The organism is Pseudoalteromonas sp. ESRF-bin5, assembly GCF_002632075.1.
In the GTDB taxonomy this organism is placed as follows: Bacteria; Pseudomonadota; Gammaproteobacteria; order Enterobacterales; family Alteromonadaceae; genus Pseudoalteromonas; species Pseudoalteromonas marina.
On the sequence record NZ_NTLW01000178.1, the window covers coordinates 1 to 25,715 of the forward strand.

20 protein-coding genes are annotated in these 25,715 nt (G+C 39.5%); 7 read left to right on the plus strand and 13 right to left on the minus strand.

From position 1 onward, the window contains the following. A partial coding sequence (locus tag BCG07_RS10630; RefSeq protein ID WP_286890060.1) for a putative bifunctional diguanylate cyclase/phosphodiesterase occupies positions 1-1,296 on the plus strand: 1,296 nt, incomplete at its 5' end. 75 nt (positions 1,297-1,371) lie between these two features. Here the strand turns inward: BCG07_RS10630 and BCG07_RS10635 are convergent. The 12 genes from BCG07_RS10635 to BCG07_RS10690 form a co-directional block, all read right to left on the minus strand. Beyond that, entirely contained in the window at positions 1,372-2,073 is a 702-nt protein-coding gene (locus tag BCG07_RS10635) for a TorF family putative porin (RefSeq protein ID WP_039037422.1), read from the minus strand. A 9-nt stretch (positions 2,074-2,082) separates the two neighbouring features. Next, the gene (locus BCG07_RS10640) at positions 2,083-3,300 is read right to left on the minus strand and encodes a BCCT family transporter (RefSeq protein WP_008127897.1); all 1,218 of its coding nucleotides are present in this window, start codon (positions 3,298-3,300) and stop codon (positions 2,083-2,085) included. 149 nt (positions 3,301-3,449) lie between these two features. Then, positions 3,450-5,117, minus strand: coding sequence for a choline dehydrogenase (gene betA / locus BCG07_RS10645; protein ID WP_286890064.1), 1,668 nt, complete (start codon positions 5,115-5,117; stop codon positions 3,450-3,452). A gap of 11 nt (positions 5,118-5,128) precedes the next feature. After that, positions 5,129-6,592, minus strand: a complete 1,464-nt coding sequence (gene betB, locus BCG07_RS10650; protein ID WP_243534098.1) for a betaine-aldehyde dehydrogenase — start codon at positions 6,590-6,592, stop codon at positions 5,129-5,131. A gap of 1 nt (position 6,593) precedes the next feature. Further along, a complete protein-coding gene (betI, locus tag BCG07_RS10655; RefSeq protein ID WP_008127893.1) occupies positions 6,594-7,169 on the minus strand; it encodes a transcriptional regulator BetI in 576 nt (191 codons plus the stop codon). A 492-nt stretch (positions 7,170-7,661) separates the two neighbouring features. Next, positions 7,662-7,967: a hypothetical protein gene (locus BCG07_RS10660; RefSeq protein ID WP_271481025.1), complete on the minus strand. Its 306-nt coding sequence runs from the start codon at positions 7,965-7,967 to the stop codon at positions 7,662-7,664. Beyond that, entirely contained in the window at positions 7,967-8,224 is a 258-nt protein-coding gene (locus BCG07_RS10665) for a DUF3081 domain-containing protein (RefSeq protein WP_286890066.1), read from the minus strand. Before BCG07_RS10665 ends, BCG07_RS10660 begins: the two co-directional genes overlap by 1 nt. Before the next feature lie 346 nt (positions 8,225-8,570). Then, positions 8,571-9,794, minus strand: a complete 1,224-nt coding sequence (locus BCG07_RS10670) for a type III PLP-dependent enzyme (protein WP_286890068.1) — start codon at positions 9,792-9,794, stop codon at positions 8,571-8,573. A gap of 405 nt (positions 9,795-10,199) precedes the next feature. After that, on the minus strand, positions 10,200-11,003 hold the full coding sequence (locus BCG07_RS10675; RefSeq protein WP_286890070.1) for a DUF1338 domain-containing protein: 804 nt from the start codon (positions 11,001-11,003) through the stop codon (positions 10,200-10,202). 22 nt (positions 11,004-11,025) lie between these two features. Next, entirely contained in the window at positions 11,026-12,492 is a 1,467-nt protein-coding gene (astD, locus tag BCG07_RS10680) for a succinylglutamate-semialdehyde dehydrogenase (protein WP_138739682.1), read from the minus strand. A gap of 7 nt (positions 12,493-12,499) precedes the next feature. Next, the gene (astA, locus tag BCG07_RS10685) at positions 12,500-13,534 is read right to left on the minus strand and encodes an arginine N-succinyltransferase (RefSeq protein ID WP_286890073.1); all 1,035 of its coding nucleotides are present in this window, start codon (positions 13,532-13,534) and stop codon (positions 12,500-12,502) included. Positions 13,535-13,579: 45 nt separating this feature from the next. Beyond that, complete coding sequence (locus tag BCG07_RS10690; protein ID WP_286890075.1) at positions 13,580-14,785, minus strand: aspartate aminotransferase family protein; 1,206 nt, start codon at positions 14,783-14,785, stop codon at positions 13,580-13,582. A gap of 182 nt (positions 14,786-14,967) precedes the next feature. Here BCG07_RS10690 and BCG07_RS10695 point away from each other — a divergent pair, with 182 nt between their 5' ends. Beyond that, on the plus strand, positions 14,968-15,396 hold the full coding sequence (locus tag BCG07_RS10695) for an Lrp/AsnC family transcriptional regulator (RefSeq protein ID WP_006791771.1): 429 nt from the start codon (positions 14,968-14,970) through the stop codon (positions 15,394-15,396). 33 nt (positions 15,397-15,429) lie between these two features. Here the strand turns inward: BCG07_RS10695 and BCG07_RS10700 are convergent, their stop codons facing one another. Beyond that, entirely contained in the window at positions 15,430-16,344 is a 915-nt protein-coding gene (locus BCG07_RS10700; RefSeq protein WP_286890076.1) for a hypothetical protein, read from the minus strand. 387 nt (positions 16,345-16,731) lie between these two features. On the opposite strand from BCG07_RS10700, the gene BCG07_RS10705 reads away from it, so the two are divergent. From BCG07_RS10705 to BCG07_RS10725, 5 genes are all read left to right on the plus strand, one after another. Next, on the plus strand, positions 16,732-17,034 hold the full coding sequence (locus tag BCG07_RS10705; protein WP_006791773.1) for an isoamylase early set domain-containing protein: 303 nt from the start codon (positions 16,732-16,734) through the stop codon (positions 17,032-17,034). Positions 17,035-17,043: 9 nt separating this feature from the next. Beyond that, positions 17,044-19,035: a 4-alpha-glucanotransferase gene (gene malQ / locus BCG07_RS10710; RefSeq protein ID WP_286890077.1), complete on the plus strand. Its 1,992-nt coding sequence runs from the start codon at positions 17,044-17,046 to the stop codon at positions 19,033-19,035. After that, the gene (glgB, locus tag BCG07_RS10715; protein WP_286890079.1) at positions 19,036-21,273 is read left to right on the plus strand and encodes a 1,4-alpha-glucan branching protein GlgB; all 2,238 of its coding nucleotides are present in this window, start codon (positions 19,036-19,038) and stop codon (positions 21,271-21,273) included. It abuts the gene before it with no gap. Continuing rightward, positions 21,266-23,329, plus strand: a complete 2,064-nt coding sequence (gene glgX / locus BCG07_RS10720; protein WP_286890081.1) for a glycogen debranching protein GlgX — start codon at positions 21,266-21,268, stop codon at positions 23,327-23,329. Before glgB ends, glgX begins: the two co-directional genes overlap by 8 nt. Further along, on the plus strand, positions 23,322-25,715 hold a 2,394-nt coding region (locus tag BCG07_RS10725), incomplete at its 3' end, for a glycogen/starch/alpha-glucan phosphorylase (RefSeq protein ID WP_286890082.1). The genes glgX and BCG07_RS10725, both read left to right, overlap by 8 nt.

The following is a 25,715-nucleotide window of genomic DNA, read 5'->3' on the forward strand; positions in this document are numbered from 1 at the left end:
GCGCGTACTAAAGAAATAATGCATTTATCAAACTCTGATTCGCTAACTCAATTATTAAATCGAAATGCATTTTTAAATGATGCAAAAAAGAGAATTAAGCATTATCCAGACCCACCTTTTGCGCTATTTTTTATAGACCTAGATGGGTTTAAGAATATAAATGACGTGATGGGTCACAAGGTAGGCGATAATGTTTTAAGAAGAACAGCGAAACGTATTTCTGACGTGTGTGCTCATAATCAGCAAAAGTGCCGCTGGGGTGGCGATGAGTTTTTAATTTTAAGTGATTTTGTATGCAAAGAAAATACATACGATTTTGCTAAAGAAATTATTGATGCAATTACGCAGGATCATCCAGAAACAGAGCACGGTGCACGGGTAGGGGCAACCATAGGTATTGCACTTTACCCAGAGCATGGTAGAGATCTGGATGCCTTAATTTTAAATGCCGATATGGCAATGTATCATCAAAAGAGAATGAATCGTGGGCAAATAAGTTTTTTTAGCGAGTCGCTTCGTTCAGAATTAGAAAGAAAGCGCCTGCTTAGCGAAGAGCTTTTAACAGCGCTCATCAACAATTGTTTTTCGTTAGTATACCAGCCCATTATTGACTCTAAAACACATGATATTTATGCGATTGAGGCGCTTATACGTTGGCAATTGAAAGGAGAAAACATTCCTCCTGACGAGTTTATACCTATTGCTGAGCAGTATGGGTTAATTTCAAAAATAGGTTTTTGGGTACTCGAAACGGCATGCCAACAAGCACTTACTTTTCAAAAATTAACTCCAGATTTATCAGTCAGTATTAATGTATCTGTAATGCAGCTTAAGGAGATAGAGTTTGCCAGTAAGGTTAAAAGCATTTTGGCGGATTTAAATTTTCCTGCTCATAAGCTTCATTTAGAAGTTACTGAATCTGTATTTGCAAACGATAAGCATACATTTTTGTATGTGGTTAAATCATTACAAGAGTTGGGTGTTAGAATTTCAATAGATGATTTTGGAACCGGTTACTCTTCTTTATCAAGTATGCTTGATGTTGGTGTAGATATTGTAAAAGTAGATAAAAGTTTTGTTCAAGATGAGGATGAAAGAGGCTTAAGCATTGTTAACGCAGTAGTGCAAATGGCAAGTTCGCTTAATTTTAATGTTATTGCTGAAGGGGTTGAAACACCTTTGCAGTGCAAAAAGCTTACTCAACTTGGCGTAACGCATTTGCAAGGGTATTACTTTTCAAGACCGCTGACATCAAGCGCATTAATTGAATATTTAAACAATAAAAAAGCCTCATAAAGAGGCTTTTTTCAGTTTAACGAACCTGGGTTGTGGTTCGCTAACTTTATGTACAGAGTTAAAATTAATTAATCTTTATAAATCAAATGTTCTTGAAATTGCTAACACAATGCGCTCATCGGCGTAATCGTAGTCAAGGCTAGTATTTTCAGCTGCTACTTCAATACCAAAACCTTCGTAACTTGTTTGATAAGCAAGACGGTAGTGATTATACGATTTCTTTTGGTTTACATCCCAAGCCCATTTTTCACCGTCAAGTGAATTAGAGATATCAAAACTTGCACGTATTGCATGATTTGGTGCAAGTTCATAAGTATGAGCAATCATTGAAACTACATGGCCCGCACTTGTTCCAAAATAATCCCAGCTGTACCAAAAGTTAAGCTCTGTTTGGCCGTAGTCACTTGCGTAACCAAATTTAGTATAAACCTCTGGGTAATTTCCATCACTGTTATTACCTTGGTATGTATAGTATGCAATACCGTAGTCAACGCTAAACTTGTCGTTTAATTGTACATATCGACCAACATAGCCATCTAGTTCAAAATCAGTATCGTCACCAAAGTCAACGTTTGATGCCCATACACCGGCATACACGCCATTATCAAAAGCATAATCTAAACTTGCTTGTAAGGCAGGGTCGTTATCTGTTTGGCTAACACCATTAAAAGTGTAATCTGATGCTGCTGTGATAGTTGTTGACCAGTCTGCAGCTGCCGTTGTTGATAAAAGTGCTAGTGGCAATGCTACTGCAAGTTGTTTTAGTTTGTTGTTCATTATAAATCCCTAACTTTGTGTCTCAATTTTAGTGTAGTCAATCTTGTTTGCTTTTGGTGAGCTATCAATACTATTAACGGTTTTAAATTTGCTATAGCCAATGAAGCCAGCACATAGGAAAAACAAGGCAATCACCAATGCACCTACCCACTGTATTTGTAAAAACTCTAGCTTGAACAATAATGTTAATAATGAAAGCGCAAGTATGTTTCCAATCATATACTTCGCTTTACCAAAGCGTTTTACAGTGATGTTTAAATTATCTGTGTATAAACGCACTAACGAATCAAGTGAATTAATAACAAACACAATACCTACAAATACCATTGCAAAGTTTTTAATGCCTTGCGTTGGAATTCCCGCTTCATGATAGTGGTAAAGTACGCTGAACCAAATTGCGATTGGTATTGAAGGGAAAATCAACATAGCGCCAAGTACTTGGTAAGTTTTTAACCCGCCAACAAAACGAGAAGTAAACTGTCCAATCATAATACTCCAAGCAAACCACCAAAATAGGTAAAATTCATGGTAATCGTTAAGCGGTAAAACAAATTCATTTATGTTGGCAAAGTATGTGCCGATAGAGGCTAAGTTATCTGTGAATGCTGACATTTGACTGTCACCCAATACAAAGGCACCTGCCCACATAAACCCAATTAATGCTATGAATAACCAAGTTGTAGAAATACTTAAAAATCGTACGTACTTAATATCAGTACTTGAATATACCGCAAAACAAATTGCTGCAAATACAATTAAGTAAAACTCAGAAACGACACTTGAACCATCACCAATTTCAGGTAAATACCATGGAAGGTTTGAAAGTAAAAGGTATGCGGTAAAAGCACACGTACCAATAATTACTACATTATTGATAAATTTAACCCAAGGAATTTCGAAAAATTTAACTTTAGGTTCTATTACACAGAAATAAAAACACGTAAGAAAGTAAAATCCCCAGATCAAAAATCCCCAGTAACCAAACTCAATGGCCAGTGGATTTGCAAACGCGTATTCTGGGCTTGCTTTTATGTCTGCATAACCTGCAAACTCAGTTAAAGGAAACATTATAAGGCCAACATCAAGGCCTGAGGTAAAGAGTATTGCGATAAAAGTAAGTGTTTTAACTGGTGTAACACCAACAACACGTACATTACCCCATTTTAATAAAATGATTGTAATTGCAAGTAGGGTAAAAATAATACCAGCATTAAGCCAAATGGTCATTGCTACCCTCCAATAGTGAGTTATTCATAAGCACTCCGTTTTTATTGTTCAATCTTGCATTATTACAACATAACCAATTTATGTTGTTCGCCACTGCAAGGCACGCTGTGGTTAAACCTAACGAGGATAAACCAAGCATGTGGCTAAAATTAAATCTCCGTACTACGTTGCGTTTCTTGCCAGTTAGTTGGTATGGCAACATTCACATCCGATTTATGTAATGGACTTTTACCTAAAATTAAATCAGCGGCTTTTTCAGCAACCATAATCGTAGGCGCATTAAGGTTTCCGTTAGGAACTGTCGGAAATATTGACGAATCAACCACACGTAAGCCTTCAATACCATGTACTTGGGTATTTGAATTAACTACGGCCATGTTGTCTTCACCCATTTTGCATGAGCAAGAAGGGTGGTAAGCACTCTCTACGGCTTGGCGTACAAAGGCATCTATTTCTTCATCTGTTTGAATATGTTTACCTGGTTGAATTTCTTCATCACGGTAATCATCAAAGGCACTTTGCTCAATAATGTCGCGAGTTAAACGCACACAGGCTCTAAAGCCTTCAATGTCGTCTTTGTGCTGTAAGTAATTAAACAAAATTTGTGGCGGTTGCTCAGGGTTAGCTGATTGAATAGTAACGCTGCCACGGCTTTTTGGTTTGTTATGACCTACGTGAACTTGAAAACCATGACCTGCAAATGCACTACGCCCATCGTATCGCATAGCGGCTGGTAAAAAGTGATACTGAATATCAGGCCATTCAACTCCAGGCTTTGAGCGGATAAATGCACATGACTCAAAGTGGTTAGTAGCGCCTAAACCTTTTCGAGTGAGTAACCATTTAGCGCCAATTAAGCCCTTGGAAATAAGACCCAATTTGCCGTTTAGTGTAATTGGCTGCTTACATTTATATTGAAAGTAAAATTCAAGATGATCTTGTAAGTTTTGACCCACACCCGGTAAGTGGTGACTAACTTCAACGCCTGCTTTTTCAAGGATGTCTTTATCGCCAATACCAGATAGCTGTAATATATGCGGAGAGCCAATAGGGCCTGCACTTAAAACAACCTCTTTTGCTGCATGTGCTGTTTGAACATTACCGTTTACCTTGTACTCAATGCCTGTGGCTTTTTTACCGTCTAGAATAACTTTTTGAGCAAGTGCGCCAGTAATGACTGTTAAATTGCTACGTGATTTTACAGGGTCTAAATATTCACGAGAAGCCGAGCTGCGTACACCGTTTTTAACGGTCATGTGCATTGGGCCAAAGCCTTCTTGCTGTGACGCGTTATAATCGTCTGTACTAGCGTAACCGGCTTCTACACCTGCTTTTATAAACGTGGTGTACAACGGGTTTTGCATTTCGTTACCGTTATTAACGCCAAGTGGGCCTTTGCCACCTCGGTATGTGTTTTCTCCAAGGTAAAAGCTTTCCGCTTTTTGAAAATACGGTAAACACGATTGGTAATCCCAACCATTGGCACCGTGTTGCTGCCACTCATCAAAGTCTTTAGCGTGGCCGCGTACATACACCATGCCATTAATCGACGACGAGCCCCCAAGTACTTTACCGCGAGGGCAATGCATTTTTCGGTTATCTAAATACGGTTCTGGTTGAGTATGAAATTGCCATGCGTACTTGTCAGTATTCATAGGAATAGACAGCGCCGTTGGCATTTTTATAAAAATACTTTTATCACTGCCACCGGTTTCTAGTAGTAACACTTTGTTGCTTGAATCTTCAGATAATCGGTTAGCTAAAACACAACCCGCAGATCCCGCACCAACAATAATATAGTCGTAATGATTACTCATAAAAGGGCGCCTTAAAATGGGCTTTCTATGTCGGCCATACCAACATAAATAGACTTGGTTTGCGTGTAATGATCAAGTGTTTCTATGCCATTTTCACGGCCAATACCAGATTGCTTATAACCACCAACAGGCATTTCAGCAGGTGAGTTACCATAGGCATTAATCCAACAAATACCGGCTTCTAATTGATGAATTACGCGGTGTGCGCGTTTAATATCGCTAGTAAACACGCCTGCAGCTAGGCCTAGGTGAGTACCATTAGCCCGTGCAATTACATCGTCTTCGTCTTCAAAAACGAGTACGCTCATTACTGGGCCGAATATTTCTTCTTTAACAATCGTCATTTCATCGTTGCAATCAATGAACACAGTAGGTGCAACAAAGTAACCATCAGGCGCTGATTCAGGTGAAAGCGTTGAACCACCGGTAAGCAGTGTTGCGCCTTCTTCAATCCCTTTATTGACATAACTCATTACTAAGTCTTGATGCTTTTTAGAGATAAGCGCACCAAAGTTAGTGTTTAAATCTTGCGGGTCGCCCGCAATAATATTTTTCTCTGTTCGCGTTTTAAGCTCATCAATAAATTGCTGATATATATTTTTATGAACGTAAATACGTGTACAGTTAGTGCAAATTTCGCCTTGGGTATAAAAGTTACCTAGCATGGCAGCGCTGACTGCTTGCTCTATATTTGCATCATCAAACACAACAAGCGGCGACTTACCGCCAAGCTCCATGGTTACGTCTTTTAATGTGCCTGAAGCACTTGCGACTACTTTTTTACCTGTGCCTACTTCGCCAGTGAACGACACTTTGTCAATCTCACTATGTGCAGTTAGCCATTGGCCTACATCACCCGCACCTTGTACTACATTAAATACGCCAGCAGGTACGCCCGCTTCTACAAAAATTTCGGCAAGTTTAATAGCGCCTAGTGGCGTTTCTTCAGATGGTTTAAATATAAATGCGTTGCCAGCAGCAAGGGCTGGGCCTGATTTCCAACATGCTATTTGTAGCGGGTAGTTCCACGCACCAATACCGGCACAAATCCCTAATGGCTCTTTACGTGTATAGTAAAAGTCTTCGCCTACCATTTGTTGTTGGCCTACTTGCGCAGGGGCTAGGCCTGCAAAGTATTCAATTACATCGGCGCCGGTTTCTATATCAACACAGTTTGCTTCTTGCATTGGCTTACCGGTATCAAGCACTTCTATTAAGGCAAGCTCATCGTTACGTTCGCGAAGTATTGCCACAGCGTTTAATAAAATACGGCTGCGTTCAATAGGTGTCATTTTAGACCACTGTGCAAAACCTTGCTTTGCACTTTCAATGGCTGCGTTTTGAACAAATTCATCGGCAACTTCGACACTGTAAATAACTTCACCTGTTGCAGGGTTAGTTACATCAAAAGTTTCACCGCTTTGGTTAGCAAGAAAATGGCCATTAATAAAATTTTGATAGACTGGTGTGCTCACGCTAGGCTCCATATTGCTTGATGAGTGAATTGACATAGCTTTTTGCTAGAGTTTCACTGTGTTTAAACTGGTTTTTGTCTGATTTACTCAATACTGCTCTCAACCATAGGCCATCAATCATAGCGGCGCTAAGTTCAGCAGCTTGTTTTGCTTGCTCAATAGGCATTAATTGCTTAAATGAGAATGCTAAATTACTTTGCAAGCGTTTACTGTTTACATTTTGCAGTCGGTGAAGTTCGTCATCGTGCATTGATTGCGCCCAAAAGCTCAACCAAGTTTTGGTTGTATCACTGCGCTGTTGTACAAGCGCAAAGTTAGCTTCAACAATAAACATAAGGCGCTGTGTAGCGCTGGTGTTGTTGCACACTTTTTCAATAAGGTCTTTTTTAAGATTAGAAAGCAAATAACGAACAGTTGCTTCTATTAAACCCTGCTTACCACCAAAGTAATGACTAATAATGCCTGACGATAAACCCGCATTTTTACTGATGCTGTTAATAGTGGTTGCTTGTAATCCACGCATCGCCACTGACTCAATTGTCGCGTCAATTAACTGTTGACGCCTGACCGGTTCCATTCCAACTTTAGGCATAATTTTTATTAATTGAACGTTCAATAAAGATAACCTTAAGGTAATAGCTCTAACAATTCAAGGGTGAAGTAAATAGTCAGATACTAAAATGTAGATGAATTATTAATAAAACCAACAGGAGAAGTGCTTAAGTAAATAGATGCAATAGATGGTTAATTACTATTTAAAACAGTAGTTTAAATATTATTTTAGAAATACTTAAGAGTGTAATTATATCTTTACTCCTTGTTATCAAATAAAAGATAAATAAATTTATTTGAGTGGTAATAATTAGAGTACTAATAGTATTTTTTTAATCCAACTGAGCACAAACACAACAATTACTTAGTGCACTAATAACTTAGGGAAGGTTAGTATTGCTAGGGGTACGGTAAGGAAACTAGCTCTGGCTAAACAATATTAGCAACGCTAGTTTGGAACTTACCTGAGGATTTTTATCTGGCTTGTATAGATGTTATTTAATATAAATAATAGCTATTATTGTTCGCTAATCACGCCTTTGAATAGAAGGGGGTAACGTCTTAGGCGATTTCCAATATAGTCGTCAGCTAGTATTTGTTCACAAATGAAATTAACATCATCACTTGCCTCAAATACCCAGTCAAAGCGTTCAATTGCGAGTAAAAACCCCCGTTTTAAATGGCGTTGGCTTCTGTATTGTTCCAGGTTTTTTTGAATGACGGCGAGTTTTGATGGATCTGATTTAAGCGCAGCTATTACCTGATTGATAAAGGCTGTATTGAGCTTGCTGTCGCTGCGCTTTCTTACTTTTCTTGGATACATTATTCCTCGTTGGCGATATTGTGTAATTTTTTTAAGAAATCATCTTTATGTTTATCGTGCTCGTAATCAAGATGATAAGTGTTATGAAAACCAAAGCGTAATAGTACGCCACTACCTTGTAAATAAATTGTGTATCCATCTACATCTGAGAATGCAGTAACACCTTGATAATGCTTGCCTTCATCGTTCGTTTCTCCGCGTTTTTGTATTCGCTCGTACACGGCAAGTATTTGTTTATTGTCGAGTTCATTTTTCATGATTGGCACCTTTAATTTAAAACACTTACGTTAAAGTTGTGTGGGGCGATCAACTTAAAAGCAATGGTTAAGAGTAAGTTTAATGCAAATATTCGCTATGTTTAAGTAATTGAAAGTGATAGTGGGCGAATTTAAGTTTGTTCAAACCCGGTAAGAATAGTCGCGATATGCAATTTAACATTTTGGGGGTAAATAAATACGAGTAAACAAATACAATTATTTATTGCTACAGACTACATTGAGTATCAGGTTGTTTTTAAAGCTAAAAAACGCAGTTGGAATGAGCAACTGCGTTTAAGTATATAGTTACAAGCCAACGTAACTATAGTTGAGGAAATTTAACCAATTAGCCAGTTAATACCTGGCTGTGTACTTGTTCGTTTAATACAATAACTTCAGCTCGTTTGAAAAAGTTAAAGTCGGTTGCTGTAGCCAGTGTGTATGCGCCCATCATACGGCTGATAATTAAATCGCCGTTGCTTAGTTTTGGCAACATAATCGAGTCACTCACTACGTCTATGCTGTCGCATGTTGGGCCAGCAAGTACAGACTCAAAACGCTCGCCATCTTGTTTAGCACTGTCTATAGGGTAGGCTGCTTCGTCAAACATTAAGCCGCTGAAAGAGCCGTAAATACCGTCATCTAAGTAATACCACGTTCTACCTTCGCGCTGCGCTTGGCCCATAACTGAGGCTACGCTAGTTACGCTACTTGCTACAATAAAACGACCCGGCTCTGCAATAATTTGCATTGTTTCGGGTAATTGCGCTAATGCTACATTTATTGGTGCACAAAAAACGTTAATTGGCAGTACATCTGCGCTGTATGGTACAGGGAAACCACCACCAATATCGAGTGTGCTAAGTGCTGGTAAACCAAGTTCACTGACTTTGTTAATTACTTTTGCACACGCATTTATTGCTTCAACATATTTAGTTGGGTTTGGTGATTGCGAGCCAACGTGAAACGATAATCCTTTTATACGAATACCTAGTTGCTGTGCGTAGCTAATAATGTCAATTGCAGCGTCAGGGCTGCAGCCAAACTTTTTAGATAAATCTGCAAATGCATCTTTATTACGAAAGCTTAAGCGCACTAAAATTTCAGCTTGGTCTTTGTAGGCAATAAACTTTTCAAGCTCGTTTATGTTATCAACAACAAACACTGTGCAGCCATACGCTAGCGCATCGCGAATATCACTGTCGCGCTTAATAGGGTGAGTGTGTATAGTACGTTCACTTGGCACGCCTTGGCTTGCCACTAAATCAACTTCACCACTTGTTGCCAAATCAAAGCTTGCGCCTTCTTCAAGTAAGGTGCGCACAACAGCGGCTAAAGGCAGTGGTTTTAATGCAAAGTGTAAAACAACGCCTGGTAATGCATTTTTAAGCGCGTGGTATTGGCGACGAATAGCTTCGCAGTCAAGGACCATAAGTGGTGCACCAAATTGTGCTGCAAGTTGCTCAATGTGCGTGTTGGTCGGTTGTACATAATCAAATGCCTGATTTGCAGCAACCGCTGCTGAAGGTACTTTAGTTACGGTGTCTTTTAGTTGAGTTGATAAAGCCATTATATTTTCCGAGTCAATTAAGCAACCGCTCGGGTTATGGTTTATCCGCGAGTCGGTTGAGTGAGATCAATAGTGCTTACGCACAGTCAAATTCACTCTTGGATAGTTGCTCTATCGCCTTGCTACAAACAGGGTTTGTAATGTACTCGGATTGGCTATCATCAAGAAGCGGCGAGATAATAATACCCAATATTATGTTATGCAATATAAAAAACATTAAAATTAATAATAATTTATTTTATTTATAAACAAACGGTTATACGATTTAAAGTGCTTATCTTAACGACAAGAATATTAAATCTATACCCAGCTTAAAGGGTATTTTGGGTACTTAAAACAGAGTTGCGGCATTAAAAAAAGCCCAAAAGGGCTTTTTTACGTTGAAAAATTAACTACCAAGAGTATTTAGCGAGCGTTTGTGCTTTCAAATATTTTATCAGCTGAAGCTGCAACAAAGCCTGTGTAAAGTTCACCATCAGCTTTAGGGTAACGTATTGCAAACTCATAAAAACAGCTAGGAATGCGCATGTCGCCGTCGCCAAAGGTAACGGCGTAATCATCAGCAAGTGTTGATGATTGCTCCAGTAGCACCTCTGGCGAGCCTTTTACTTCGCCGCCTGATGTATTAAGCGCAAAGCCTGCATCTTTAAGCGCTTGGTTAACATCGTGAATGTTATCAAACTTGGCAAGCATATTAATATTTACAGTAAAGTGGTTTGCACGGTAGCCCCATGCCGACATCCACGCTGCGTACTCACTTTCAGCGAGTAATTGCTTATAAGTGTCGCTACTTACTTGCCAATGGGTGCCTGAGTATAAAAAGTTATCGGCAATTACTGCGTTTTCATCTATTTGCTCTACCATATCTGTCACAATGGCTTGTAACTCTGGTGAACACTTTTCAACTAATAACTCAGAGATAAATACTTTAGGTTGCTTAGGATCGCTGTGTTCGTAGTGTTTAGCGTATAGCTTTTTAGCTTCAAAGTGGTATTCGCCGCACTCTGTGTAACCTAACGCTAAAAAGTGTGCTGCTAGTTTTTCAAGGCCTACTTTTTCAATATTGAACGTACGTAGCGCAATATGGTCGTTAATTATGTCGTCTTTTTGGGTTGAACCTAAAAGGTCATGAATTTCATCTGCCGATGGGGTAACTGCTAAATAGTTATCCCATAGGTTTTCAAATAATGTATTTACGTTAGTATGCATGTTAAATCCTTAAAAATGGGTATTATTCTATTACTAAGCCAGGTGCTAAAGTTTGCGGTAAATTCACTTTTTCTGATTCAACCGACGCAACAGGGTAAGCGCAGTAATCTGCAGCATAATAAGCGCTAGCACGGTGATTACCACTTGCACCAATACCACCAAACGGTGCAGCACTAGATGCACCCGTAATAGGGCGGTTCCAATTTACAATGCCAGCACGAATACGCTTTAAAAAGTGGCTGTAATCATCTTCGTTATCGCCAAGTAAGCCTGCTGATAAACCAAAGCTGGTGTTATTAGCCTCTGCTATTGCGCTGTTAAAGTTGTTGTAGCGGTAAACTTTTATAAGCGGGCCAAAGTGTTCTTCATCGGCCATGTTGGTAATGTTAGTAACATCAATAATACCTGGGCTTACAAAGCCGGTGCCTGCTTTTAGCTGCTTAAGCTCAACGAGTATTTCGCCGCCGCTTTCAACTAATTCTTTTTGCGCAGCAACCATACCAAGGGCTGCTCTTTCGCTTATCATTGCACCCATAAATGGCTGGTCAGTTGCAAAACTGTCGTCAACAACGATATTTTTAGTCGCGCTAATTAGTTTTTCTAAAATGGCATCGCCATTGGTTGAATTCTCAATAAACACGCGGCGGGCACAAGTACAGCGCTGGCCAGAAGTAATAAAGCCAGACTGAATAATATCGTGCACTGCAGCGTTTACATCGGCTACATCTTTAACTATTAATGGGTTATTACCGCCCATTTCAAGTGCTAATATTTTACCTGGGTGGCCTGCAAACTGTTTATGTAATAAATGGCCGGTGTTTGAGCTGCCGGTAAAAAATAAGCCGTCTATGTCTTTATGTGAAGCAAGTGCTTTACCTGTTTCTACCTCACCTTGAACTAGGTTAATAACACCCGCTGGTAATCCTGCTTTTAACCAAAGTGCTAAAGTAAATTCAGCAACGTGAGGGGTTAGCTCAGACGGTTTAAATACAACGGTGTTACCCGCTAAAATAGCCGGTACGATATGGCCATTAGGTAAATGCCCAGGGAAATTATACGGGCCAAATATAGCTACAACGCCGTGTGGTTTATGGCGTATAAAGGCTTTAGCACCCGGCATTGGGTTTTCTGTTGTGCCGGTGCGTTCATTATAGGCTTTGATAGAAATGGCTACTTTACCAGTCATAGCGCCTACTTCTGTTCGTGTTTCCCAAAGAGGCTTGCCGGTTTCGCGCGCTATAATGGCTGCAAATTCTTCGCTGTGCTCTTTTAATTGTGCTACAAAGTTTTCAAGTATGGTTATACGCGACTCAATTGGCGTATCGGCCCACTGTACTTGTGCGGCTCTAGCTGCATTAATTGCAGAATCTACTTGCTCGGCATTTGCGCCATTACCTTGCCATACAACTTCGCCGTTACTTGGGTTAACAGAGTTAAAAGCGGGGCCTTGGCCTGTTTGCCATTGGTTATTTATAAGGTGTGTGTTCATATTTGTTTTACAGGCGGAAAAAACGCGCTGCATCTCCTTGGGATAGATTAAGGGCATCAGCCACTTCTTGGCTTATTACTAATGTGTGCTTAGCGTGGTTATAGTGGGCGTGCTGGGTAAAGGTTGCTCTAAACCCACTTACACCTTGATTGCAAACGGCTAAAGTATCTGAGCTGTGCTGGCTAATATGTTCCAGCTCGCCAATTGTAATAGGGCATACTTGAGACTCACGAACACTGCGAATATTACCAAGCTTAGCTTCTACCGTTGGCCCTGCATCAAACAAATCAACGTAGCCACGATGCTCAAAACCTTCTTTTTCGAGCAGTTTGAGCGCCGGTTTAGTTTTATCATGCACGTTGCCAATCACTGCTTGGGCTTTTTTACTGAGTAAGTTGACGTAAATAGGGTATTTAGGCATTAACTCACTAATAAACACTTTATCGCCAAGCCCCACTAAGTGATCAGCCTGAGGAAACTCAATACTAAAAAAGTGCTCTTGCAGCCACTGCCAAAACGGTGAATGACCATCTTCGTCACTTACACCGCGCATCTCAGCAATCACGGTATCGGCAAAGCGTTCGCTGTGCTGCGCCATAAATAAAAAGCGTGAACGTGATAAAAATCGACCGGTTAAACCTTTGCGGCTGTTTTCGCGCAAAAACAAAGTACATATTTCAGAGCATCCGGTGTAATCGTTACACATGCTTAAAATATCTACGGTGTTATAAACATTAAGTGTAGGCGAGTGGTGTACTGTTTTACCTAAATGGTAATGGTACAGCGGTACCGATAAGCCAACCGCGGCTTCTATGGCGGTAGTACCAATGACTTCACCTGTTTCGCTATCTTCTAAAACAAATAGGTAGCTCTCATCTAACGTCTGATTGATATTTTTAGCAAAGCTTTTTTCGGCACGATCTATTTTTTCTTTTAATTGCTCATCGTCCACCGGAAGTGATGTAAACCCATGGCCTGACTCGATTGCAATTTGCTTAAGTGCGGCAAAATCTGCAGTGGTAATAGGACGTAATACTTGCATTTATTACTTGCTCCAACAGCGCGCCCTAGGGCGCGCTTAATTAAATTAGCCGTTTACTACGTCGCTTACTGCTTTTTCAAAGCGTGCTAGGCCTTCTTTAATATCTTCAAATGGAATAACTAAAGAAGGGGTAAAACGAATAACATTCATGCCTGCAACAAGGTTCATTAAACCATTGTTAGCACTGGCAACTAAAAAGTCACGTGCGCGGCCTTCATATTTATCGTTTAATACCGCACCAATTAGTAAACCTTTACCACGTACTTCGCTAAATACGTTGTATTTTTCGTTTATTGCGTTTAAGCCATCACGGAATAACTGTTCGCGCTCTTTAACGCCGTTTAGTACATCAGGTGTATTTACGGTATCAAAGGCAGCTTCTGCTACTGCACAGGCAAGTGGGTTGCCACCGTACGTAGAGCCGTGCGTACCTATTTTTAAATGCTCTGCAATAGCAGTGCGTGTGATCATAGCACCTATAGGAAAACCACCACCTAACGCTTTAGCGGTTGTTAAAATATCGGGTACTACCCCTAAGCCTTCGTAAGCGTATAAATCGCCAGTGCGGCCAACGCCTGTTTGTACTTCATCAAAAATTAGTAGTGCATTGTGTTTAGTACATAATTCGCGTACTTTTTTAGCAAATTCGTCGGTAGGTGAAATAATGCCGCCTTCACCTTGAAGTGGCTCCATCATCACGGCACATGTTTTATCACTGATAAGTGCTTCAAATGCTGCAATGTCGTTGTAATCACAATGCATAATGTCACCAGGTTTAGGGCCAAAGCCATCAGAGTAAGCTGCTTGTCCACCCACCGTTACAGTAAAAAATGTACGACCGTGAAAACCTTTGTTAAATGCGATTATTTGCGATTTTTCTTCGCCGTGTACGTCAAGTGCAAAACGACGAGCAAGCTTAAGAGCCGCTTCGTTGGCTTCTGCGCCTGAGTTTGCAAAATACACTTTATCAGCAAATGTCGCTTCAACCATTTTTTGTGCTAAACGCAGGGCAGGCTCGTTAGTCATTACATTTGATAAGTGCCAAATTTTCTCGCCTTGCTCTTTTAAAGCAGATACAAGCGCTGGGTGACAGTGGCCTAAACAATTAACGGCAATACCGCCTGCAAAATCAATAAACTCATTGTCATTTTGATCCCATACACGTGAGCCTTCTCCTCGCACTGGAATAACAGCTGAAGGGTTGTAGTTTGGCACCATTACATCATTAAATAAGTCTCTTGTTACTTGCATTATGTACACCTAAAAATTGTGAATATTGAATAAAGATTAGCAAAATAAAAACGTTAGCGTTTTCTGAGCTAGGTAATTTTTGTTATTAGTGATTATTATCGAAGGTTATAAGTTAAATTTGCAGTGCTATTTTGTGAAAATTGATTACAATAAAAGTCAAAATAACGATATCAATAAGCAATATGATAACTCCACAAGATGAAAAGTTACTTTCTGTCCTTAAAACCAACGCTAGAGCGAGTATTTCTGATTTAGCTAGAATTCTTAATTTATCGCGTTCTACCGTGCAAAGTAGGATGCTTAAATTAGAAGAAACGGGTGTTATTAAAGGCTATAGCGTTGATTACGGCGATGCTTTTTTAAGTAAAATGGTATCGGCACATGTGTCAATAAAGGTGATTCAAAAGCTTACTACTAAGACGAATATTGAGCTAAAGCAAATTGATGCGATATCACAGCTTTATGCTATAAGTGGTGAGTTTGACTTAATTGCAGTTGTACAAGCACAAAACTTAGAAAAACTCAGCCATTTACTCGATGATATTGGTAATTTAGATGGTGTGGAACGCACAACTTCTTCGGTTATTTTAGAAACCAAGTTTAAACGTTGATGTACTTCCTATGTAAATTTATGTTTTATTGCACTATGGGAGAGCGCGTTTAACAACCACTTTTTTTGCTTTATCAAGTTTTATAAAGTAGGCATTACCACCAATTCCTTTAAACTCCTCGTCGGTGAATACAATTGTATTATCGTCATAAAAAGTGATGGCTTCTTTTTGCGTAACGATGCCTAAATCTATTTTAGACACATCACCAGAGAAAAACTGATCACCTTTAAAGTTCTCAAATAACCAAATACTGGTAGAGTCGAGTAGTACGAGTTTTTTACGATCTGGGCTTAACGCTGCAGAGGTTATCCAGCACAGTTTTTCCATTGTTGTACAGGTTTTAAAAGATCCTATTAATTGGGCTTTAAAGTTAGCAGCGTGGTCGCCTACTTTGTATAAATTTGTAATGCCATCAAAAGGTTCTGTGCGGTTTTTAGTGAATAAATAAAGGTGGCGACCCAAGGCTACAAACGCTTCTAGATCAAAATTACGATTACTTGGTTTTATTTGATTGCCATCCATTTCAGGATACGTAAACTTTATTATTTCGGCATTTGTTGTATCGGTTTTGATATCAATTGGATTCTCTATTTTATAAATAGTAAGCCAACGCCTATCATTTTTATTGTTGCCAAAATCACCTAAAAAGAAATGACCAAATTTATTTTGAGTCATGTCTTCCCAATCAATGTTTTTAGCATTAGAAACTAAAATTTCTTGCGCAATCGACCCATCTTTATTTAAGCGGTAAAGCTTTGGATCGTCACCCCCATCATTAATTGCCCACAAGCGATCGCGCTTATCAAATTCAATGCCTGATATTTCTTTGAGTTTAGGGTCGAATGAAATTTCCTTTTTACTATACAAGGTGTAGATTGAGGAAATAATAAACACTGCGACAACTAAAAAAATGAATGCTGTAGTTAATAAAATGCTTTTTTTCAACATGAAATTTACGATATTTCAGAGCGTTAACTTGATGTGTATTATCACTGATGTGAATACGTAACAAAAGCAGTTTATTGGGTAAGCTCTCTTTTTACTTCAAACCAAGTCATCAGTGTAATAAAGGTAAGTATTAAATAGTTAAATCGCTCCAATTGGTTTGAAAATTGCTGTGTACTAAATATGCCATTCTTAATATCTATATTTTATGTTTTACGCACTAATAAAGTGCGATAAGTAAGATTGCCTGCACTGTAATAAAGCGTAAACAAAAGTTTGCTTTACTACGGTTAGCTTAAAGTTTGACTGAATACATTCCCACATCGCCAGCTTAAAAATAGGCCCTGTGGCAATAATTAAATACCTTTTACTGTTTAGTTGGAGCCTACTATGTTGCACAAACGATTTTTTAAAACAAAAGATGAAGCGGAAATCACCTTTGAATTTGCTCACCCAGATGCGCAAGAGGTCTGCTTAATTGGCGAGTTTAACAGCTGGCAGCCCGTGCCAATGAAGCTTAATAAAAAACAAGGTGTGTTTAAATGCAAACAACGCCTTCCTCTTGATCAAAAATACCACTTTCGGTATTTAATAAATGGCGAATTTTGGGATAACGATCATAAAGCAGACGCTTATGAGGCTAACAGTTTTGGAACTGAAAATAGTATTGTTAACACCCAACGTATTAATTAAGGCCTGTAAATGAACGAACTTTCGCAGTTGTTTTACTTACACGGTATTGGTTATGAGTTTACTAAATACACAGGCGAGCAGATATTTTTCAGTGAAGATACACGTAAGCGTGCCCTGAAATGTTGTGGTGTTGATACCAACAACTATAATAAAATAGCTCAATTAAATTACAAGCTCGATGTAGAGCCTTGGATGCAGCTCTTGCCCAATGTAAGTTTAATTGAGCAAAAAGACTTTTATTTAAAAGTGAAAATAGATGACAGACAACTTAGCCAAACTGCATCAGTAAGTGTTGAACAACTGGGAATAAAGTGTGAATTTACTAACCTTGATGATTTAAAAATTACAGGTGAATACCACTTTAATGGCGTCCGTTATATTGAAATTGCACTGCCTTTACCTTCAATACCAATAGGGTATTACCACGCAGACATTACAGTAGGTGAACAGCACGCAAGTACTGAGATCTGGTCTGTGCCCGAGCGTGTATTTCAAGTTGAAGACACAAAAAAAACGGGGGTGTCGGTTCAGTTATATACGCTTAAAAATAATGAAAGACTGGGAATTGGCGACTTTTCAGATTTACTCACGCTAGTTGACTTGTGCTGTGAGCACAATATGGATTACATATTGCTCAATCCTCTGCATTTGTTGTTTTGCGACATGCCTGAGCGTGCAAGCCCATACAGCCCTAATAGTCGAGCGTTACTAAACCCTTTATACATTTCTGTTGATTTGTGCGAAGACAGTAAAAACAATGCTGAATTAGCAAAAATTATGCAAAGTGATGAGGCGACTTCTCTTTTAAATAAAAGCGGACAGTTTATTAATTACGAGGATGTTAGTTGCGTTAAATATAAATTATTTAAAGCACTGTACAACCATTTTGAATTAACAGCCAGTAAGCTTCGTCGTGATGCATTTAATACTTTTTGCGATAAACATCAGCCCACCTTAAAAACAATAGATTCACAAACCCCTCTTTTTGATTATTACCTACAGTGGCAAGCGCATCTTCAACTTGGTTTATGTCAAGAGCGGTGTATGAAAGGAGGTATGGCAATAGGTCTGATTAATGATTTAGCTGTTGGGTGCGCTGGCGATGGTGTTGAGTTCAAATCACAACAGTCATTATTCGCCGATAATGCCAGTGTGGGTGCACCGCCTGACCCTTGGGCTGAGGGCGGGCAAGATTGGGGGTTACCGGCTTTAAACCCGCAAAGTTTAGCACACAATAACTACTCATTTTACCGTTCGTTAATTCGTGAAAATATGCAGAATGTAGGCGGGCTAAGAATCGACCATGTTATGGCTATTCGCCGCTTGTGGTGGTGTTTTGAAAATAATGGTCAGCGTGATGGTTGCTATATTTATTACCCCTTTGAACATTTGCTGGCTATTTTGAAAATAGAGTCGCATATTAATCAAAGCATAGTTATAGGTGAAGATTTAGGCATTGTTCCACCAGAAGTAAAACATGCATTATCAAGTAGTGGTATTTTTTCAAACAGTTTGTTTTATTTTGAAAAGCAAAACGATGGTGATTTTTTACCATTACACGAATTACCCTCTCAGTGTTTGTTGATGATTGCAAATCACGATGTACCGCCCTTTACAGGCTGGTGGCAGCACGATGACATAGCTATAAAACAACAATATCATTTAATTGGCGACCAACAATCAACGCAAATTACCAACCAGAGAATCGATGAAAAGACGCGATTGCTTCGTTTTATTAATGCTACAGCTAATCTTACATTAACAATACACAGCGATGCTAAGTCGGTTTACCGTGCGCTTAGCCAGTGTTTAGCTGGCTCAGATTCTCGATTGTTTGCACTACAAATAGATGATTTAGATGAACAGCAATATCCGGTGAATATTCCTGGTACAGACAAAGAATATCCAAATTGGCGACGTGTATTAACACATACATGTGAAGAAATTTTTGCTAACAACGCCACGCTTTTAGCTGCAATCGATTCAATAAGGAAGGGTTAAATGAGCAGTACAGCTTCAAATAGTTCGGCATTACCTAAATCTCAATGCGCTGACTACGATGCCCAAGTTAATGCACTTAACATAGGGCGATTTAAAGACCCATTTAGCTTTTTAGGTGCACATAAAGTAAGTGAATCAAATATAGAAGTGCGTGTATATTTACCCGGTGCCCAACATGTTTCTTTGTTAATTGACAATCAAATAGTCGAAACGCAAAGATATAAGCACAGTGATTTATTTATAGCCCGTGTAAGTCATTTGCCTACCTCGCCTTATTTATGTACAGCTAAATATAGCGACACTTCGACTACGTTTTTTGATGAATATAGTTTTAACAGTGAGCTTGATACAGATGCCATGTACTTATTCAACGAGGGCAGTTTAGAGCATGCATACTTGCACTTTGGCGCGCACTTTACCAACCAGCAAGATGTAGATGGTGTTCGTTTTTGTTTGTGGGCACCTAATGCAGCCAGCGTTTCAATTATTGGTGAGTTTAATTTTTGGCAAGCGAATCGACATTTTATGCGTTTTCACCCTGCCAGTGGTGTGTGGGAGTTATTTATTCCCGAGCTTAAAGCAGACATGTGCTACAAATTTGCCATTACAGCGCAAAGTGGTGAGGTAATAGAAAAAGCAGACCCTTACGCTTTTAAAATGCAACAGGCACCTGGTACCGCGAGTGTTCTTCAATACAAACCAGAGGCAATAGCGTTAAGTGAACAAGCAATAAGCAATAGGCAAAAGCGTAATCATATAGACGCACCAATCAGTATTTATGAGGTGCACTTAGCGTCGTGGCAGCGAGGTGAAGGTAATCGTTATTTAAGTTATACCGAACTTGCCGACAAACTCGTAAGCTACGCGCTTGAAATGAACTTTACTCACTTACAGCTTATGCCCATAAGTGAATATCCGTTTGACGGTTCATGGGGCTATCAGCCTGTTGGGCTGTTTGCTCCAACCAGTCGTTTTGGCGATTACAACAGCTTTAAATATTTTGTAGAGCAATGCCATAAATATAACGTAGGGATTTTACTTGATTGGGTTCCTGGGCATTTCCCAAGTGATCCCCATGGTTTACACCGATTTGATGGTACGCACTTGTACGAACATGCCGATATGCGCCAAGGCTTTCATCCAGATTGGAATACTTATATTTATAATTATGACCGTCCAGAAGTTAAGAGCTTTTTGATTTCTAATGCAATGTATTGGCTTCATCAATTTGGCTTAGATGGTTTAAGAGTAGATGCCGTTGCGTCAATGTTGTACTTAGATTACAGCCGTAAAGAAGGTGAGTGGATACCTAATTGCTATGGCGGTCGCGAAAACCTCGGTGCAATTGAATGCCTCAAACAGGTTAATTTACGCAGTTATAAAAACAACCCTGGCATTATGATGGTGGCAGAAGAGTCGACTGCTTGGCCAGGTGTTACGCAGAGTGTTGAGCATAATGGCCTAGGCTTTGGCTATAAATGGAATATGGGGTGGATGAACGATAGCTTGTTGTATATGCAACGCGATCCACTTTATAAGCAACATCACCATCACGAAATCACGTTTTCGATGGTATATGCATTTAGTGAAAACTTTATTTTACCGCTGAGTCACGATGAAGTTGTTCATGGGAAAGGCGCGCTAATTGAAAAGATGCCGGGCGATGATTGGCAAAAATTCGCAAATTTACGTGCTTATTATGCATTTATGTGGGCACACCCAGGTAAAAAGTTGTTATTTATGGGGGGGGAAATAGCTCAACGTGCTGAGTGGGGGCATGATCATTCTATTGATTGGCATTTATTACAACATGAAAGCCATAAAGGTATAAAGCAGACAGTAAAAACGTTAAATGAGGTTTATAAAAATCAACCCGCGCTGTATGAACTTGACTCAAGTGCCGCAGGATTTGATTGGATTGACAACAATAATAACGAGCAAAGCATTTTAAGCTTTGTACGTTATGCTAAAAATGCCCAGGACTTTGTAGTGGTGATTGCCAACTTTACGCCAATTTCATATCAAGAATATACCTTAGGCGTTCCGAGCAAAGGCGTTTATAAAGTAATAATAAATACGGATGAAAGCGAATTTTTTGGCTCGGGTATTAAAGTATCGCAAAACCAATCAAATACTGTTGTCACTAACGACAATCCTCAACATGGTTTTAACCAAAGCATCACTATTGCTATGGGTGGCTTAACAACAATTTATTTGCAAAAGGTACAAGATGAGTAATCAATTTGAAGTAACTCACGGCCTTGTTGAGCCTCTTGGCTCGAGCTTGCATTTAAATGGTGTTAATTTTTCATTGTACGCGCCAAAAGCGACACAAGCGTATGTGTGTTTATTTGATAAAAGTGGCCACTCTGAAATACTAAAAGTGGCTATGAATATAAATGAAGGTGGTATTTGGAGTATCCATATTGCACCGCTTAATACTGGGGCACTTTATGGGTTCAGGGTTGAGGGCGAATATAATCCTGATACTGGCTCGCTATTTAATGAACATAAATTATTAATTGACCCTTACGCAAAAGATTTATTTGGTGAGTTTACATGGAGTGAACGCCATTATGGACAAATGCCAATAGGCACCAAAAGTACCGTTAACAATGCCATTGATATACCAAAATCAAAAGTGTCATCAATTGATTCGTATGAACATCAAAAACCGAATCACAGATGGTCTAAAACAGTCATTTATGAGTGTCATGTAAAAGGGACTACGTGTCGTCATCCTAAAATACCTAAGGCGCTGCAAGGCAAATTTTTAGGATTGAGTCACCCGCATTTTATTGACCATATAAAAAGTTTTGGTGTAACAGCAATAGAGTTACTCCCTGTGCATGCCTTTATTAGCGAGCAATTTTTAACAGGCAAAGGCCTACAAAATTATTGGGGATACAACACGCTTAACTTTTTCACTCCTCACAAAGACTATTTGGTAAACGACGATATTAACGAGTTTAAACAGATGGTTAAGGAGCTTCATGCTGCAGATATTGAAGTTATTTTAGATGTTGTTTACAACCATACAGCTGAAGCGGGTAATGATGGCCCCATATTGTCATTGCGCGGCTTAGACAACCTTGCTTATTACCGCACAGCAGAAGCACAACCTAATGTATACATAAATGATACGGGGTGTGGCAATACCATTAATATAGATCACCCAAAAACCTTGCAGCTCGTACTCGATAGCCTGCGATATTGGGTTGAAGTAATGGGTGTCGATGGTTTTAGATTTGATTTAGCAACAATACTGGGCCGCTCAAAGGCTGGGTTTAGTTCAGCGCATACTTTTTTACAAACTATTGCTCAAGACCCTGTTTTAAATAAGGTAAAGTTAATTAGTGAGCCATGGGATATTGGCCCTGGTGGGTATCAACTCGGGGCTTTTCCTCCACCTTGGCGAGAGTGGAATGACCAATACCGAGATGTTATTCGTCGTTTTTGGAAAGGCGATGAGGGAATTATAGCCAACGTAGCTAAACGTTTACATGGCTCGTTTGATATATTTGAGCATAGCCACCGAGGCCCACTCAATAGCATAAACTTTATAACCAGCCACGATGGATTTACCCTTGCTGATTTAGTGAGTTACGAGCATAAACACAATGAAGCAAATGGCGAGCAAAACAGAGATGGCCACAGTGCTAATTACTCATTTAATTGCGGGGCTGAAGGATTTAGCAATGATGAGAAAATAGCCGCATTAAGATTACAACAACAAAAAAACTTTTTACTCACATTAATCCTTTCTAAAGGCGTGCCTATGATTGCTGCTGGCAGCGAAATGGCACATTCTCAAGGAGGTAATAACAATGCGTATTGTCAAAATAATCGTACGAGTTGGCTTGCATGGAAAGACTCACAGCTGAATCATTCTTTAACGCGTTTTATAGACGATGCCCTAAAAATTAGGCGTGCTCATAGTGCGTTTAAACACAGTGTATTTTTAGACGATATAGACGAGCGCTTTACTGTTAAATGGTTTACCGAGCAAGGTAAAACCATGACAGATTCGCATTGGCATGAGAATTCGCGTCAATTTTTAATGTATAGCTTGCTTGATAAGCAAAATAAACACGCATTACTTATTGTATTCAATGCTAATAAAAAATCAGTCAGTTGTCAGTTGCCTCCATCACCTATTAATGCGCAGTGGCAAATGGTTTTATCAAGTGTAAATAATGCATCTTTAACAACTCACCAAGATGTACCCGTTGAAATTTCTGCACAAAGTAGTTGGGTTTTTAGTGCTAACTTAGAGGACGTAGCTAATGGCTAAGCAAGTTGAACAAGTATGTGTTGTAAAGGGGTGGCAAGAAGGCCCAGTAATAGACGAAAGCACCTTAAAAGATGATTTAACGCGCCATTTTTATTACACCCTAGGGCGAGACAAAGTCGGTGAGTCACAGCTGTATTTGTACCATGCATTAGCATTGACGATCCGCGATCGTTTAGTGGCACGGTGTCGAGAAACGAATAAAAAAATCAAACAGCAAAAAAGCAGAAAAACCAGTTATCTTTCACTTGAGTTTTTAATGGGGCGTGCCCTGGGCAATGCGGTATTAAATCTTGATTTAGAGGATCAAGTTTCATCGGCACTACAAGAATATTGTACCGAAATTGAAACAGTCGAAGACGCAGAACACGATGCAGGCCTTGGTAATGGTGGCTTAGGGCGCTTAGCTGCGTGTTTTTTAGATAGCTGTGCAAGTTTAGCTTTACCCGTTGTGGGTTACGGCATTAGATACGAATACGGAATGTTCAACCAATCAATTAGTGATGGTAATCAAATAGAGCAACCCGATAATTGGCTTCGTGAGGGGCACCCTTGGGAGCTAAGTGCTCCCGAGCATTCTAAGCGTATTAAGTTCGGTGGTTATGTAAATAGTTATACTGATAAACAAGGTAGAGAACACCGCCAGTGGGTTAGTAGCCATGACGTGTTAGCAGTGCCTTACGATGTGCCCATTCCTGGTTATAAAAACAATATTGTAAACACGCTGCGCTTATGGAAATCAGAAGCGACCGACGAATTTAACCTAACTGAATTTAACGCGGGTAGTTATTCAGAAGCCGTTGCACAAAAAAACTTAGCCGAACAAATCACTATGGTACTTTACCCTAACGACAGCAGTGAAAATGGTAAAGAGCTACGACTACGCCAACAATACTTTTTATCATCAGCAAGTATTCAAGATATTGTTGATCAGTGGGTGAGTGATCATGGTGAAAGCTTTACTGATTTTGCCGATTACCATGTTTTTCAATTAAACGATACTCATCCAAGTATTGCTGTGGCAGAGCTTATGCGAGTGTTAGTTGATGATTACGAGCTCGACTGGGATGATGCATGGCAAATAACCACAAAAACAATGGCCTACACAAATCATACCTTATTGCCAGAAGCGTTAGAGAAATGGTCAGTTTCATTATTTTCAAAATTGTTACCCCGTATTTTAGAAATAGTATTTGAGATAAACGCACGTTTTCTAGCCGAAGTTGCACAGCATTGGCCTGGTGATGTTGATAAACAGCGAGAGCTATCACTAATAGAGGAAGGTGGCGAACCGCAAATTCGCATGGCTTATTTAGCCATTGTGGGCAGCTATTCAGTTAATGGTGTTGCTGCACTGCATACAGAGCTATTAAAAGCGGGTTTATTTAAAGAGTTTTATACACTTTGGCCTAACAAGTTTAATAACAAAACCAATGGGGTTACACCTCGCCGTTGGCTTGCCCATTGTAACCCTACATTGAGTGAATTGATTAGTGAGAAAATAGGCACCGATTGGGTACGTGACTTTGCTCAAATAAACCAGCTACGTCGTTTTTATGATGACACATCATTTCAAGCACAGTGGCAAAAAGCCAAAGTAACAAACAAGCAACGTTTAGTTGATTTAGTTAAAGAGCGCTGTAGTGTAGAGTTTGATGTATCCATGATGTTTGATGTACAAGTTAAACGGATTCATGAATACAAGCGTCAGTTACTAAATATACTCCATGTTATCCATTTATATGACCGCATTCGTCGTGGTGATACACAAGGATTAGTGCCACGTTGTGTTTTACTCGGTGGTAAGGCTGCGCCGGGTTACTACATGGCTAAAAAAATAATTAAGCTAATCAATAATGTGGCAGATGTGATCAATAAAGATCCCCTCGCGTCGTCGTATTTACGCGTGGCTTTTTTACCTAATTACAATGTGACAGCCATGGAAGTTATTTGTCCAGCTACTGATTTGTCTGAGCAAGTTTCAACTGCCGGTAAAGAAGCTTCAGGCACCGGTAATATGAAGTTCATGATGAATGGTGCATTAACTATTGGCACGTTAGATGGCGCCAATATAGAAATTAGAGATGCCGTTGGTGCTGATAATTTCTTCTTATTTGGTGCAGAGGCACATCAGATTGATGATATTAAGTCGCGTTATAACCCCGCACATTTAATTGAGCAAAATAGCGACTTAGCTAATGTTATGCACTTGCTAGAAAGCGGGCACTTTAATTTATTTGAACCTTGCCTATTTGACGATGTAATTAATGCAATTAAGAGCCCACACGATCCATGGCTTGTTGCACATGATTTCGAAAGCTACGTATCTGCACAAAAACAAGTAGATAAAGCCTATGCTGATCAAGCTTATTGGACGCAAATGAGTATT

Excerpts from the sequence above, each read along its gene's own strand:
- BCG07_RS10690 (WP_286890075.1), bottom strand. The coding sequence starts at position 14,785 with ATGCAAGTAACAAGAGACTTATTTAATGATGTAATGGTGCCAAACTAC.
- BCG07_RS10670 (WP_286890068.1), bottom strand. The coding sequence starts at position 9,794 with ATGGCTTTATCAACTCAACTAAAAGACACCGTAACTAAAGTACCTTCA.
- BCG07_RS10665 (WP_286890066.1), bottom strand. The coding sequence starts at position 8,224 with ATGAAAAATGAACTCGACAATAAACAAATACTTGCCGTGTACGAGCGA.
- glgB (WP_286890079.1), top strand. The coding sequence starts at position 19,036 with ATGAGCAGTACAGCTTCAAATAGTTCGGCATTACCTAAATCTCAATGC.
- BCG07_RS10695 (WP_006791771.1), top strand. The coding sequence starts at position 14,968 with ATGATAACTCCACAAGATGAAAAGTTACTTTCTGTCCTTAAAACCAAC.
- betI (WP_008127893.1), bottom strand. The coding sequence starts at position 7,169 with ATGGAACCGGTCAGGCGTCAACAGTTAATTGACGCGACAATTGAGTCA.
- betA (WP_286890064.1), bottom strand. The coding sequence starts at position 5,117 with ATGAGTAATCATTACGACTATATTATTGTTGGTGCGGGATCTGCGGGT.
- BCG07_RS10700 (WP_286890076.1), bottom strand. The coding sequence starts at position 16,344 with ATGTTGAAAAAAAGCATTTTATTAACTACAGCATTCATTTTTTTAGTT.
- astD (WP_138739682.1), bottom strand. The coding sequence starts at position 12,492 with ATGAACACACACCTTATAAATAACCAATGGCAAACAGGCCAAGGCCCC.
- astA (WP_286890073.1), bottom strand. The coding sequence starts at position 13,534 with ATGCAAGTATTACGTCCTATTACCACTGCAGATTTTGCCGCACTTAAG.
- BCG07_RS10640 (WP_008127897.1), bottom strand. The coding sequence starts at position 3,300 with ATGACCATTTGGCTTAATGCTGGTATTATTTTTACCCTACTTGCAATT.
- BCG07_RS10635 (WP_039037422.1), bottom strand. The coding sequence starts at position 2,073 with ATGAACAACAAACTAAAACAACTTGCAGTAGCATTGCCACTAGCACTT.
- malQ (WP_286890077.1), top strand. The coding sequence starts at position 17,044 with ATGAACGAACTTTCGCAGTTGTTTTACTTACACGGTATTGGTTATGAG.
- BCG07_RS10675 (WP_286890070.1), bottom strand. The coding sequence starts at position 11,003 with ATGCATACTAACGTAAATACATTATTTGAAAACCTATGGGATAACTAT.
- BCG07_RS10705 (WP_006791773.1), top strand. The coding sequence starts at position 16,732 with ATGTTGCACAAACGATTTTTTAAAACAAAAGATGAAGCGGAAATCACC.
- BCG07_RS10660 (WP_271481025.1), bottom strand. The coding sequence starts at position 7,967 with ATGTATCCAAGAAAAGTAAGAAAGCGCAGCGACAGCAAGCTCAATACA.
- glgX (WP_286890081.1), top strand. The coding sequence starts at position 21,266 with ATGAGTAATCAATTTGAAGTAACTCACGGCCTTGTTGAGCCTCTTGGC.